The organism is Alteromonas sp. ABV4_515 (genome assembly GCF_056160345.1).
Genome location: NZ_JBSWWZ010000003.1, coordinates 311499 through 325493, shown reverse-complemented (window position 1 = coordinate 325493; position 13995 = coordinate 311499). Strand labels below are relative to the sequence as shown.

The window sequence follows — 13995 nt, the reverse complement described above, 5'->3', positions numbered from 1 at the left end:
TTTGGACAAGAGCATGAAAATTCTCGTGGTAGACGATTTTTCTACGATGAGACGAATCATAAAAAACCTGCTTAAAGATCTTGGATTTTCCAATATTCAGGAAGCTGACGATGGTAGTACAGCTTTGCCTATGCTCCAGCAAGGCGACTTCGACTTTGTCGTGACTGACTGGAACATGCCGGGAATGCAAGGGATCGATCTTCTTAGAGCTATCCGTGCTGACGACAAACTTAAACACTTACCAGTGCTCATGGTGACTGCAGAAGCGAAGAAAGAGCAAATTGTTGCTGCTGCACAAGCTGGCGTAAATGGATACGTGGTGAAACCATTTACAGCAGCTACACTAAAAGAGAAATTAGACAAAATCTTTCAGCGTTTAGGCTAACTTAGCAGCACCTGCCAGAGAAGAGGATTACTGGATGTCACCCATTAAAAAAGTCCCTATTTCGCTAGAAGAGGCGAAGCAACTGGTTAGTTATCTAGAGCAAGGGGATGATGAATCCGCCAATGCTCTGTTGGAGGCAGTATCAGCCAAGGAATCTGTGGAGCTCTTTGCCGAGGTTGGCAAGCTTACCCGTCAGCTCCATGATGCATTAAACACATTTCAATTAGACGAGCGCATCGCAGGCTTAGCCAACGATGATATTCCCGATGCGCAGACTCGTCTGAATTACGTCATCGAAGAAACAGAGAAAGCCGCCAACACCACAATGGATGCTGTCGAGTCATGCATGCCTATTGCGGAATCTCTGGCAGAGCGTATCGGCGCAATTGAGCCTGAATGGCAGAAACTCATGACCCGTCAAATCGAGCTAGGTGAGTTTAAGTCGTTGTGTTTGGAAATTGACTCCCTGTTTAAAGACGCATCTCAGGATTCGACTAAACTTAATAGTCTGTTAACCGAAGTGTTGATGGCACAAGGTTATCAGGATCTCACGGGGCAGGTTATTCGACGTGTAATCGATCTTGTGAAAGAAGTAGAAGATAGCTTGGTGAATATGTTGACTGTGTTTGGTGAAGCTGGTCAGCCTAAAGATAAAACACCCACCAAGAAGCCAGATGCGATTGAGGCAGAAGGCCCAATTCTTGATGCTGAAAAACGTGACGATGTTGTACAGGGTCAAGACGATGTGGATGACCTTCTATCAAGCCTTGGTTTTTAGGGGAGCGAATGAATGTCGTTTGAAGTTGATGAGGATATACTACAGGACTTTCTGGTTGAGGCTGGTGAGATCCTTGAACAATTACAGGAACAGCTGGTCGACCTGGAAAACAACCCGGAAGATGCTGACCTCCTCAACGCTATCTTCCGTGGGTATCACACTGTAAAAGGTGGTGCTGGTTTTCTTTCTCTAACCGAACTGGTAGAGATTTGTCACGGTGCAGAAAACGTCTTTGACGTGATGCGCAACGGTCAGCGCACGCTAACACCTGAACTTATGGATGTTATTCTCCAAGCCACGGATGTGGTTGTTGAGATGTTTGAACGTGTTAAAGCCCGCGAACCATTAGAGGCCGCAGACACAGCACTGGTCGATACCCTCCATAAACTCAGTAAGCCTGAATCCGCAGACGAAAATATTTTCGGCGATGTTTCAGCCGCAGCGCCGGTAGTTGAGGCGCCTGTCGAAGAAGAACCAGAACTCATTGTTGAAGAAACGCCTGTTGCACCCGAAGCTACTGCTGTGGCATCTGGCGACAGTGGTATTGAAGATATCTCAGAAGATGAGTTTGAAGCCTTGCTGGACCAATTACATGGTTCAGGTGCGCCTGGTCGTCCTGCTGAATCTGCAGCATCACCGGCCCCGGCAGCGCCAGCGGCACCTGCAGCGGGTGGCGATGGTGAAGATATCACCGATGATGAATTTGAAGCTCTACTTGATGAGCTTCACGGCAAAGGGCAGTTTAAAGGGCCATCAGATGCTGCGCCAGCACCGGCAGTCGCACCCGTTGAGCCGGCCGCAGATAGCGGTGACGACGAAATCACTGATGACGAATTTGAAGCCTTACTTGATCAATTGCATGGTAAAGGTCAAGGGCCTGCAGGTGGCGTCGAAGTAGACAATACTGCGACCAAAGCAGTTCAGGCCGCGAAAGCAGAACAGAGTAAGGCAGCAGAGCCGCCTAAGGCAGCTACACCGCCTCCGGCCGCCAAACCGGCGGAACCGGCGAAGCCTGCGACACCTGCTAAACCGGCAGCGGCCAGTAAACCTGCGCCTGCTGCTAAAGCCGCGCCAGCCAAGAAAGAAGAGAAGGCACCGCAAGCTGAAACCACTGTACGGGTTGATACCAAACGCCTCGATCAGATAATGAATATGGTGGGCGAGTTGGTGTTGGTGCGAAACCGCTTACTTAGCCTTGGCATCACCACAAACGATGAAGACATGTCGAAGGCCATTGCCAACCTCGACGTTGTAACGGGTGACTTACAAGGCGCGGTAATGAAAACCCGCATGCAGCCCATCAAGAAGGTTTTCGGTCGTTTCCCTCGGGTTGTACGTGACCTCGCCCGCAGCTTGAAAAAGGAAATTACCCTTGAGCTTGAGGGTGAAGATACCGACCTGGACAAAAACCTGGTTGAGGCACTGGCCGATCCGTTGGTTCACTTAGTTAGAAATTCCGTGGACCACGGTATTGAAATGCCAGATGACAGGGCAAATGCCGGAAAACCGCGCATGGGTACGGTTAAGCTATCAGCGTCGCAAGAGGGTGATCACATTCTGCTTACTATCGATGATGATGGTAAGGGCATGGACCCTGAAAAACTGAAAGAAATTGCAATCAGTCGCGGTGTTCTCGATGCCGATGCGGCAGCCAGAATGTCCGATGTTGAAGCATTCAACCTGATTTTTGCCCCGGGCTTCTCCACCAAAACCGAAATCAGTGATATTTCGGGTCGTGGTGTGGGCATGGACGTGGTGAAAACCAAGATTAACCAACTCAATGGTACCGTAAATATTGATTCTCAGATGGGTAAAGGAACCCGTCTTGAAATCAAAGTCCCACTGACGTTGGCAATTCTGCCTACCCTGATGATTGTTGTTGGCAAACAAACCTTCGCATTGCCGTTGGGTGCTGTGAATGAAATCATCAACATGGATATCAAAAAGACTAATACGGTAGATGGTCAACTGACCATGATAGTGCGTTCAAAAGCGATTCCATTGTTCTTCCTCGGCGAATGGTTAATTCGCGGACCAAAAGACATTAGCAAAGAAAAAGGACATGTGGTTGTGGTACAAATTGGTACCCAACAGGTCGGTTTTGTTGTCGACGCGCTAATTGGTCAGGAAGAAGTGGTGATTAAACCGCTGGATGCGTTGTTGCAAGGAACTCCAGGCATGGCCGGTGCAACCATTACATCTGATGGTGGTATTGCACTCATTCTGGATATCCCAAGTCTTCTTAAGCGCTATGCCCGTCGGTCATAGCTGCTAGTAAAGGAACTTCTTGTTATGGCGTTTAAAGTCCTTGTTGTGGACGACTCAACGTTTTATCGTCGCCGTGTCCGTGAAATTCTGGATGAAGACAGAGAACTTCAGGTTGTAGGTGAAGCCTGTAACGGCGAAGAAGCGCTGGATATGCTTGTCAAGCTATCGCCGGATGTGGTGACCATGGACGTCGAGATGCCGGTAATGGACGGCATCACGGCGGTCAAAAAGATTATGGCTAAACGTCCAATTCCAATTTTGATGTTTTCATCGCTGACTCACGAAGGTGCTCAGGCTACCCTGGACGCACTGGAAGCTGGTGCGTTGGATTTTCTACCGAAGAAATTTGAAGAGATCTCTAAAAATCGCAAAGACGCTGCGAGCCTGCTGAGAACCAAAGTCAGGTTACTTGCGCGGCGTGGTGTGGGTATACGCCGACCGCCAATGGCCCGTGCTGCTCCAGCACCTAAGCCTGCGCCTCCTATGCCTGCCAATGCACCCAAAGCCACGTTTTTTAAAAGCTCGTCTGTGCTTACAGGGCGGGCCGAAAGTGCCAGTGCCGCACCAGTGGTGTCTCAAGTTAAAGCCTCAGGCAAGCGTTATAAGTGCCTTGCCATTGGTGCATCAACCGGCGGGCCTGTGGCATTACAAAAAGTGCTTTCAGGTTTACCTGCTAACTTTCCTCATCCTATTGTTCTGGTTCAGCATATGCCCGGAACGTTTACCAATGCGTTTGCTCAGCGTTTACACAACAACTGTGATATCTCTGTGAAAGAAGCGGAGCAAGGTGACATCCTGCGGCCTGGTTGTGCGTATTTGGCGCCAGGGGGCAAGCAGATGGTGGTAGATTCCCGCTCTTTGCCAAATATTGCATTGCGTGATGCGCATGCTCACGAGAAAGATACCTACAAGCCCAGCGTGGATATTACCTTTAACAGTTTGGTTGATATTTACGGCGGCGACGTACTGTGTGTGATCCTTACCGGTATGGGAGCAGACGGGCGCGAAGGCTGTGACGCGTTGCATAAAAAAGGCGCAAAGGTGTGGGCTCAGGATGAAGATTCTTGCGTGGTTTATGGCATGCCGCAGGCTGTGGCAAAAGCCGGTATTGCGGAAAAGAGCATCAATATTGAACATATTGCATCGTGTATCCGCTCTGAGATGATGTAGAGCGAATTCAATCAGCAGGAGTTGAAGGTTGAAAATATGGACGATTGCCAACCAGAAGGGAGGAGTGGGAAAAACCACGACCACCGTTACGCTGGGAGGCATTCTAGCGCAACAGGGTAAACGGGTGTTATTAATCGACACCGATCCTCACGCGTCGCTCAGTTATTACTTTGGTACCGATGCAGAAGAACTAAGTGCTTCTGTTTACGATATTTTTATTAATCATCAGGAGATATCTGCCGATAGGGTACTGGACAGCTTGTGCCCCACCAAATTAGACAGCTTGTTTATTCTTCCGGCATCTATGGCATTAGCCACGCTGGACCGACAAATGGGTATGCAAAATGGTATGGGACTTATTCTTAAAAAAGCCTTGCAGACTGTGGAAAAGGAGTTCGATTACGTACTGATCGACTGCCCACCTGTATTGGGTGTATTGATGGTGAATGCGCTGGCAGCCTGCCATAAAGTGGTGGTGCCGGTGCAAACCGAATTTTTGGCACTTAAAGGTCTCGACAGAATGGTGCACACCCTAGAGATTATGGGGCGTTCGTTACGTAAGGAATTTGACACATTGATTGTGCCAACTATGTTTGATCGCAGGACAAATGCGGCCATCCAGGCACATCAAAAATTGCAAGACGATTACGGCAGTAAAGTGTGGAGTGATGTCATTCCCGTCGATACTCGGTTCAGAGATGCGAGTCAGGCACAGACACCTGCCTCTGTGGTTTATCCGAGATCGCGAGGGGTCTTCGCCTATACTAAACTGTTAGATGAATTGGAACTATGAGTCGACTATGAGCAAGAGTACGCCGTTCGCCCGTGAAGATGTGATGCAGGCGTATCTGGACAGCTTACTACAGAGTCCGGAAGACCCGGCAGATGTCACGGCAAACACCGCTCGGTTACTTGAGCAGGCGACTGCTGACATCGTGGCCCGGGAACCGGTAGCCACGCCCGTTGAAGAGGTTGACGTGGCTGCGCCTGTGGTGGAAGAAATTGAGGAAAGCATTGCTTCTGCAGAAGCCATTGTGGTACCTCAAGAGCCGGTGACTCACCGGCCCATTCAGGATTTGCTTGAGAGTCGTTTCCAGGCACTGTTTTTTGAGGTAGCTGGTCTCACACTGGCGGTGCCTTTAGTGACACTAGGCGGTATCCACCGCATGGAAAAAGTCGGTGGGCTCATCGGTAAGCCTAAGTGGTTTAAAGGGGTGATGCTGCATCGTGAACAAAAAATAAACGTTGTTGATACTGCAATGTGGGTTATGCCAGAAAAATACGATCAAAATCTCGCAGAAACGCTAAACTATCAGTATCTTATTATGTTAGGGGACAGTTTGTGGGGCCTAGCCAGCGACAAACTGGTCAATACCGTTACTCTTACCAAGGACGAAGTGAAATGGCGTGAGGCCGGTGGCAAACGTCCATGGTTAGCGGGCATGGTAAAAGAAAGAATGTGTGCGTTAATCGACGTATATCAGTTAATTGCAATGCTAAATAACGGCTTAGGCAGTAATGACCAAACGCCTTAGCGGGGAGCCAGGTTAATGAATGACAAGACCACAAGTAATAATTCACCTGAGAAAGATCAGGTGCTTCAATGGGTCACCTACCGTTTAGGTGAAGAAACATACGGCATCAACGTTATGCAAGTACAGGAAGTACTGCGCTATACAGAAATTGCCCCAGTACCTGGCGCGCCAGACTATGTACTAGGTATCATTAATTTGCGTGGTAATGTTGTTACCGTTATCGATACCCGTGCCCGCTTTGGCTTGATGCCTGCTGATACCACAGACAATACCCGTATCGTAATTATCGAGTCGGATGAACAGGTAGTGGGTATTCTGGTTGATAGCGTTGCTGAAGTGGTTTATTTGAAGTCTTCAGAAATTGACAGCGCGCCAAACGTAGGCACAGAAGAGAGTGCCAAGTTTATTCAGGGCGTGAGCAACCGCGATGGCGAATTGTTGATTCTTGTCGACCTGAACAAGTTACTCAGTGATGACGAATGGGACGAACTGAGCGGCTTCTAAGCAATATCACTGCCCGTTACCCGGCGGGCAGTGCCTGAGCTTCTTTCCTTTCCCAATTTTTGGAGAATTAACGTTTATATGGATGTATCGGCCTTGTCCTTACTTGCCATTGCTACAGGGCTTCTGGCTGTTGTTGCCGTTATCTGGCTGTATTTTCATTTTAATAAACGTTTGACTCACCTTATACAAACGCATCTTGAGAGCGAATCCCGCGCCGACATGCTCAGTGACGATGTGAAAAATCTTGAAAACCAAATTGCCGAAATGCAAACCCGCTCCATGGTGCAGGGCAAACACATGCGTGAATTGGCCGACCAATGTGACCAGTTTGAGAATCAGTTGCGGGAAGTGAAGCAACAAGACCCTTCAATGCGCTTATACACCCGTGCCGCCGAACTGGTGAAGTCGGGCGCTTCAGTGGAAGAGGTCATGCAAGCTTGTGATTTGCCCCGCGCTGAAGCTGAACTACTGATGAGCATGCACAGTCAGCGAAATTAGTCTGTCAGCGGCAAGTGCGTTTAGTGCTTAATCTCTGATTAATCTGCAATACCTTTCCTCGATAGTTTTGCTAACTGCCACGCGGACAATTATCAAGGGTGCTATGCTTTACCAAGCGATACGTGCTTCAAGTCCTAAGGTGCAACTTAAGCCGTTTAGACGTCCAGCCGTAAAGATGTTGACATCGCAAGTGATTCAGCCACAATAGCGGCATATTCTGTCAATCATTGGAGCATCCATGCCTATCTGTATCCCAGGTCAACTTCCCGCGCAGGACGTGTTATCCGGTGAAAATATTTTCACTATGGACAGCAACCGTGCCGCCACTCAGGATATTCGCCCTATGGAAGTAGGGATCCTGAACCTGATGCCGAATAAAATTGAGACAGAAGTTCAAATCCTCAGGTTGCTTTCTAACACGCCACTGCAGGTGAACGTTAACCTTATTCGTGTCGATAATCTGGCACCCAAACATACACCCCAGGCGCACATGGACGCCTTTTATCACGACTTCTCAGAAATCGAAAGTAAGAAGTACGATGGTCTTATCGTGACTGGCGCACCGTTGGCGCATTTGCCCTACGAAGATGTGAAATACTGGGACAACATGAAAGATATTCTGGAGTGGGCACAACGCAACGTGCAGTCTACCATGTATCTTTGCTGGGCAGCGCATGCGGCTATGTATCACTTTTACGGTGTACAGCGAGCGCTTCGTGATAATAAGTTATCTGGTGTATTCGAGCATAAGGTACTAGATCCGTATAACGAGCTGTTACGAGGTTTCGACCCGTATTTTTATGCGCCACATTCCCGGTTTGGCTATATCGATTCAGATGTCTACAATGGCGTGAAAGGTTTGCACGTAATCACCGAATCCCCTGAAGCAGGTGCCTACACCGTGGTGTCTGATGATAAGCGGATGGTGTTCGTAACAGGCCACCCTGAATACGATCCGGAAACGCTGCACGATGAATACTATCGCGACTTACAGGCAGATTTGCATCCTGCCATTCCGGCAAATTATTTTACCGACGACGATCCGACAAAAGCGCCTTTAGTCCGTTGGCGGTCTCATGGTAGTCTCATGTTTAATAACTGGCTGAACTATTATGTTTACCAGACTACCCCGTACGATTTGAACCAGCTGGCAGAAAAAGCCCAGCCGAAGAGGTAACCCGTGAGTTCAGACAAACAACACGCTCTGCTGGACGCGGCAGCAAAACGCATTCTTATCCTGGATGGCGCCATGGGCACCATGATCCAGGAACACAAGCTGGAAGAAGAAGATTATCGCGGCAAGGAATTCGCCGACTGGCACTGCGATGTGAAGGGCAATAATGACTTGCTGGCCATTACACAGCCCAAGATCATTTACGATATTCACTGTGCTTATCTTGAGGCAGGGGCGGATATCATTGAAACCAATACCTTTAACGCCACCACCATCGCCATGGCCGATTACGACATGGAAGCGCTGTCAAAAGACATCAATATTGCCGCGGCGAAACTGGCCCGCAAAGCCTGCGATGAATTTACCGCGAAAACCCCAGACAAGCCGCGTTATGTGGCCGGTGTGTTAGGGCCCACAAACCGCACAGCCTCGATTTCGCCTGACGTAAACGATCCGGGCAAACGCAACGTAACCTTTGATGAGCTGGTGGAAGCCTACATTGAATCGACAGAAGCGTTGCTGGATGGCGGTGCGGATATCATCTTGATTGAAACCATCTTCGATACCTTGAATGCCAAGGCCGCCGTATTTGCCGTTGAATCTGTTTTCGATAAGCGCGGCAGCCGCGTACCGGTAATGGTGTCTGGTACTATTACCGATGCCTCGGGTCGTACCCTGTCTGGCCAGACGGCTGAAGCGTTTTATTATTCCATGCGTCATGTAACGCCGCTGTCCATGGGGCTCAATTGTGCCCTTGGCCCTGATTTGCTGCGTCAGTATGTGGATGAAATCAGCAATATTGCAGAGTGTTTAGTATCAGCGCACCCGAATGCAGGTCTGCCTAACGAGTTTGGTGAATACGATCTCGGCGCTGAGGAAATGGCGAAGCACATTAAAGAGTGGGCGCAGTCTGGACTGGTGAATATCGTTGGCGGTTGCTGTGGCAGCACGCCTGAGCATATTCGTGCTATGTCAGAAGCCGTTGAAGGCGTTGCACCACGAAAAGTGCCGCACTTCGAACCTAAAATGCGCCTTTCCGGCCTCGAACCTTTTGTTCACTAAGGTGTTATTGTGACAGCAGAGTTTTCAACATTTATCAACGTTGGTGAACGTACCAACGTCACCGGTTCCGCTATTTTCAAGCGCCTTATTCTGAATGCAGAGTATGAAAAAGCGCTGGATGTTGCCCGCCAGCAGGTGGAGAACGGCGCACAAATCATCGATATCAACATGGACGAAGCCATGTTGGATTCGGTGGAGGCCATGCGTACCTTCCTGAATCTGATTGCGTCTGAGCCGGATATCTGCAAAGTGCCTATCATGATCGACTCTTCCAAGTGGGAAGTCATCGAAACAGGCCTGAAATGTGTACAGGGTAAAGCCATCGTTAACTCCATCAGCCTGAAAGAAGGAAAGGAGCAGTTTCTGCATCATGCGAAACTGATTAAACGATACGGTGCCGCTACCGTGGTTATGGCCTTTGACGAAACCGGTCAGGCGGATACCCAGCAGCGTAAAGTGGAAATCTGTCAGCGCAGCTACAAAATCCTTACCGAAGAGGTGGGCTTCCCGCCGGAAGATATCATTTTCGATCCGAATATTTTTGCAGTTGCTACCGGTATTGAAGAACACAATAACTACGCGGTGGACTTCATCGAAGCAACCCGCATCATCCGCGATACCTGTCCGCATGCCCACATCAGCGGTGGCCTGTCGAATATCTCGTTCTCTTTCCGGGGTAACAATCCGGTGCGTGAAGCCATGCACTCGGTATTTCTGTATCACGCGATTCGCGCGGGTATGGACATGGGCATTGTCAATGCCGGTCAGCTGGAAGTGTACGACCAGATACCTGACGAGCTTCGCGAAGCTGTAGAAGATGTGATTCTGAACCGTCGTGAAGACGGCACCGAGCGTCTGCTGGACATTGCGCCGAAATATCAGGGCGATGGTAAAGCGGCGGCGGTGGAAGATCTCACCTGGCGTGAGCAGTCGGTGAATAAGCGTCTTGAACACGCGCTGGTAAAAGGCATCACCGATTACATTATTGAAGATACCGAAGAAGCCCGCCTGGCCGCTGAACGTCCGCTGCACGTTATTGAAGGGCCGTTGATGGACGGCATGAACGTGGTAGGTGACTTGTTCGGTGAAGGTAAAATGTTCCTGCCTCAGGTGGTGAAATCTGCCCGGGTAATGAAAAAAGCCGTCGCACATTTGCAGCCATACATCGAAGCCGAGAAAGACGGCGAATCGAAGAGTAACGGTAAGATCCTCATGGCTACCGTGAAGGGCGACGTGCACGATATTGGTAAAAATATCGTTGGCGTGGTGCTGCAGTGTAATAACTTTGAAGTCGTAGACTTGGGCGTGATGGTGCCTTGCGCTACCATTTTGCAGGTGGCGAAAGACGAAAAGGTAGACATGATTGGTCTGTCGGGTCTTATCACGCCGTCACTGGATGAAATGGTCTATGTGGCGAAGGAAATGGAGCGCCTGGGCCTGGATTTACCGCTACTAATTGGTGGTGCTACCACCTCTAAAGCACATACCGCGGTGAAGATTGAACAAAACTATCATGGCCCGGTTGCTTATGTACCGAACGCCAGTCGGGCAGTGGGTGTGTGTCAGAAACTGATTAATCCAGAGTCTCGTAAAAAGTTCGAGCAGGAATTGACTGACGAATACGACAAGGTACGTGCACAGCATGCCCGTAAACAGCCCCGCAGCCGTCCGATAACGTTAGAAGAGGCGCGTGCAAATGCATATCAGCCAGATTTCTCTGCGCAGCCTGTGAAGCCCAACAAGCTCGGTGTTACGCCGGTTACTGTTAAGCTTGAAACCTTGCGTGACTATATCGACTGGACACCGTTTTTCCTGACGTGGTCACTGGCCGGCAAGTTTCCCCGCATTCTTGATGATGAAGTGGTGGGCGAACAGGCAAAAGAACTGTATGCCGACGCCAACAAGATGCTAGATAAGATCATTGCTGATGGCAGTTTGCAGGCCAAAGGTGTGCTGGGTCTGTTCCCGGCAAACCGGGTAGGTGACGACGTTGAAATTTATACCGATGAAAGCCGTGAAAGCGTGCTGGGTGTGTCCCACCATCTGCGCCAGCAAACCCTGAAAGACAAATTTGCGAACTATTGTTTGTCAGATTTCGTTGCAGCAAAAGACAGCGGTATTGCCGATTACATGGGCGCCTTTGCGGTGACCGGTGGTATCGGTGAAGACGAACTGGCCGAATCGTATAACCAAGCCGGTGACGACTATAACGCAATTATGGTGAAAGCCGTTGCCGATCGTCTGGCAGAAGCCTTCGCTGAATATCTGCATGAACAGGTTCGAAAAGAATACTGGGGCTTTGTGCCAGATGAAAACTTGGATAACGACGCCCTTATTCGCGAGAAATACCAAGGTATTCGCCCTGCACCGGGTTATGCGGCGTGTCCTGAACACACTGAAAAGCAACTAATCTGGGATCTGCTGGACGCCGAGAAACATACCACCATGCGCCTCACTGAAAGCTACGCCATGTGGCCGGGGGCGGCAGTATCAGGGTGGTATTTCTCTCATCCTGAATCCCGCTATTTTGCAGTGGCAAAAATCCAACGCGACCAGCTGGAAGATTATGCCGCCCGCAAAGGCTGGACAATGGAAGAAGCCGAGAAATGGCTGGCTCCTAACCTTGATGACTGATCGCTTGATGATAAACGGATGCTAAACAGATGACCGGCCAACTGCCATTTTCCCAGGCCTGTGAAAACAACAAAGGGCCAATTTTAGCAATACTAAAAGACGCGTTTGCAGACCGTAAACGCGTGCTGGAAATTGGCAGCGGCACTGGACAGCATGCGGTGCACTTTGCACCGAATCTTCCACATCTGATATGGCAAACCAGCGATCAGCCGGCTTATCACGAAGGCATTAAATTATGGTTGTCTGCTTATCCGTCAGAAAATCTGCTATCGCCGTTGTCTCTCACGGTAGGACAGGGCGAGCTACCATTTGCTGAGTATGATGCGGTTTATTCTGCCAATACTGCGCATATCATGCAGAAGGCGGAAATTGCTGAAATGATGCAGACGCTGTCGGAAAAATTGCCTCAGGGTGGTGTATTTTGCCAGTATGGCCCGTTTACCGATGACGGCGAGTTTAGCAGCCACAGCAACCGTGAGTTCCACCTAAGCCTGATAGAAAGAGGCTGCGGAGGCTACCGGGACATTCAAGAACTCGAAGCCTGGGCGCCGGCGCTCACATTGGTAGAAGTTCACACAATGCCCGCTAACAACTTACTGTTGCAATGGAAAAAACGGTAGACTGATAGTTATCACAATGAAGTGGTGAGCAGGTTGATAAAACGCTTTTTTCAAAAGTTCCGCCCCGCACCTGCAAACGTTATCGTTGTAGGTACCGATTACCCATCGTATCAGCTCGGCAGCTGTATTCAGGCTGAATCCTCGTTACACCTGTCATTCTTTATGAACGAAGAACCCTGGCATCACCGCACCTTTATTCTAGAAACCGAATTGCGTTATTCCAGCGAATTGCTTTCACTGGTAGAGAAACATCAGGTGAAAGCGGTGTTTTGTGCCTGTGGCGCAGACTTTGCTGTTTACCAACAAAGATTCGCTGAATCACTGACACAGCGAAATTGCCAGCTTATTCTTTGCAAGAACAGCCGGTTACCTGCTTTAAGCTAGCGTCTTTAGCGTTAAACAAAATTTGTCTTGTGCGTGGTACTTGTGCTGAAAGCGTATCGCTATTGAGGTTAGGGCTGGCCGATGGATCTGGCCAACGCGATAAACGCTTTGATGAATGGTGCGTTGGCATCCGACTTTCGATAGCCCAGGTTCAACGATTTTTGTATGCCGTTTTTACCTAAACGCACTGTGGTCAGTTGCAGTGCTTCCGCTTGCTCCTCAGCAAGCCATTTGGGTAATGCGCCCACACCACGGCGAGCACTGATCATTTGCAGCATGATTTCAGTGGTTTCGATAGTTTTATGTTTTTTAACTGTACAGCTAGCTGGCGTGAGGAAGTGAGAGAACACATCCAGTCTGGAAGGTTCAACCGGGTAAGTCAGTAGCGTCTCGTCGGCCAATGCTTGTGCTTCAACCATCGATTCCTCTGCCAGCGGGTGTTCGCGAGATACAACGAGTACCTGCTCGTAATCAAAAACCGCTTCGTATTGAATGGAGGGCAAGTGCAGCGGATCTGGTGTTAACAATAGATCGATATCATAACCATGCAGTGCCTGTAGCCCGCCAAAGGTAAATTTTTGCCTCACGTCTACATCTACGTCTGGGTAGTCTGATAAAAATGGCTTCACCACTTTTAGCAGCCATTGGTAACAAGGGTGACACTCCATACCAATACGCAAAATGCCCTGTTTACCCTGAGCTATCTGGGCGAGTTGTTCTTCGGTATGAGCAAATTGAGGGAGTAATCGCTGCGCCAGATTCAGCACGGCATTGCCAGCATCGGTAAGCCGTAAACGTCGGCCATCTTTTTCCCAAAACGCGATGCCAGCTTGCTGCTCTAGCTTCTTCATGCTGTGACTCAGTGCGGACTGGGTCAAATGCATGTTGTCTGCCGCTTCAGTGAGAGTGCCAAATTCATTAATGGCGGCAATAATTTTCAAATGCTGGCGATCAAGCATGGTTGTTCCGTGAGCAGAGTTCAT

General features: G+C 49.4%; 14 protein-coding genes. 13 read left to right on the top strand and 1 reads right to left on the bottom strand.

Annotation, left to right across the window (positions count from 1 at the left end; genetic code table 11):
- Nucleotide 1 precedes the first annotated feature (1 nt).
- The 13 genes from cheY to ACXAGX_RS09130 all read left to right on the top strand — a co-directional run bounded on the left by cheY (nucleotide 2) and on the right by ACXAGX_RS09130 (nucleotide 13012).
- Nucleotides 2-385 (top strand): chemotaxis response regulator CheY, encoded by a 384-nt coding sequence (cheY, locus tag ACXAGX_RS09190; protein ID WP_070127020.1) that lies wholly within the window; start codon nucleotides 2-4, stop codon nucleotides 383-385.
- Between the two features lie 34 nt (nucleotides 386-419).
- Nucleotides 420-1163: a protein phosphatase CheZ gene (locus tag ACXAGX_RS09185; protein ID WP_474817846.1), complete on the top strand. Its 744-nt coding sequence runs from the start codon at nucleotides 420-422 to the stop codon at nucleotides 1161-1163.
- Nucleotides 1164-1175: 12 nt separating this feature from the next.
- Entirely contained in the window at nucleotides 1176-3431 is a 2256-nt protein-coding gene (locus ACXAGX_RS09180) for a chemotaxis protein CheA (RefSeq protein WP_474837875.1), read from the top strand.
- Between the two features lie 24 nt (nucleotides 3432-3455).
- Entirely contained in the window at nucleotides 3456-4601 is a 1146-nt protein-coding gene (locus tag ACXAGX_RS09175) for a protein-glutamate methylesterase/protein-glutamine glutaminase (protein WP_474817848.1), read from the top strand.
- 28 nt (nucleotides 4602-4629) lie between these two features.
- Nucleotides 4630-5394, top strand: coding sequence for a ParA family protein (locus ACXAGX_RS09170; protein WP_474817849.1), 765 nt, complete (start codon nucleotides 4630-4632; stop codon nucleotides 5392-5394).
- 7 nt (nucleotides 5395-5401) lie between these two features.
- Nucleotides 5402-6136 carry a chemotaxis protein CheW gene (locus ACXAGX_RS09165; protein WP_474837873.1) on the top strand — a complete coding sequence of 245 codons (735 nt, stop codon included), beginning with the start codon at nucleotides 5402-5404 and terminating at the stop codon, nucleotides 6134-6136.
- A gap of 15 nt (nucleotides 6137-6151) precedes the next feature.
- A complete protein-coding gene (locus ACXAGX_RS09160; protein ID WP_474817851.1) occupies nucleotides 6152-6640 on the top strand; it encodes a chemotaxis protein CheW in 489 nt (162 codons plus the stop codon).
- A 78-nt stretch (nucleotides 6641-6718) separates the two neighbouring features.
- Nucleotides 6719-7138: a DUF2802 domain-containing protein gene (locus ACXAGX_RS09155; protein ID WP_474837871.1), complete on the top strand. Its 420-nt coding sequence runs from the start codon at nucleotides 6719-6721 to the stop codon at nucleotides 7136-7138.
- Between the two features lie 238 nt (nucleotides 7139-7376).
- Nucleotides 7377-8315 (top strand): homoserine O-succinyltransferase MetA, encoded by a 939-nt coding sequence (gene metA, locus ACXAGX_RS09150; RefSeq protein ID WP_474837869.1) that lies wholly within the window; start codon nucleotides 7377-7379, stop codon nucleotides 8313-8315.
- A 3-nt stretch (nucleotides 8316-8318) separates the two neighbouring features.
- Nucleotides 8319-9374 carry a homocysteine S-methyltransferase family protein gene (locus ACXAGX_RS09145; protein ID WP_474837867.1) on the top strand — a complete coding sequence of 352 codons (1056 nt, stop codon included), beginning with the start codon at nucleotides 8319-8321 and terminating at the stop codon, nucleotides 9372-9374.
- A gap of 9 nt (nucleotides 9375-9383) precedes the next feature.
- The gene (gene metH, locus ACXAGX_RS09140; protein ID WP_474837865.1) at nucleotides 9384-12008 is read left to right on the top strand and encodes a methionine synthase; all 2625 of its coding nucleotides are present in this window, start codon (nucleotides 9384-9386) and stop codon (nucleotides 12006-12008) included.
- 29 nt (nucleotides 12009-12037) lie between these two features.
- Entirely contained in the window at nucleotides 12038-12628 is a 591-nt protein-coding gene (locus ACXAGX_RS09135) for a DUF938 domain-containing protein (protein ID WP_474837863.1), read from the top strand.
- Between the two features lie 33 nt (nucleotides 12629-12661).
- On the top strand, nucleotides 12662-13012 hold the full coding sequence (locus ACXAGX_RS09130) for a hypothetical protein (RefSeq protein WP_474837861.1): 351 nt from the start codon (nucleotides 12662-12664) through the stop codon (nucleotides 13010-13012).
- A gap of 68 nt (nucleotides 13013-13080) precedes the next feature.
- Here the strand turns inward: ACXAGX_RS09130 and ACXAGX_RS09125 are convergent, their stop codons facing one another.
- On the bottom strand, nucleotides 13081-13971 hold the full coding sequence (locus ACXAGX_RS09125) for a LysR family transcriptional regulator (RefSeq protein ID WP_474837860.1): 891 nt from the start codon (nucleotides 13969-13971) through the stop codon (nucleotides 13081-13083).
- Between the last annotated feature and the right edge of the window lie 24 nt (nucleotides 13972-13995).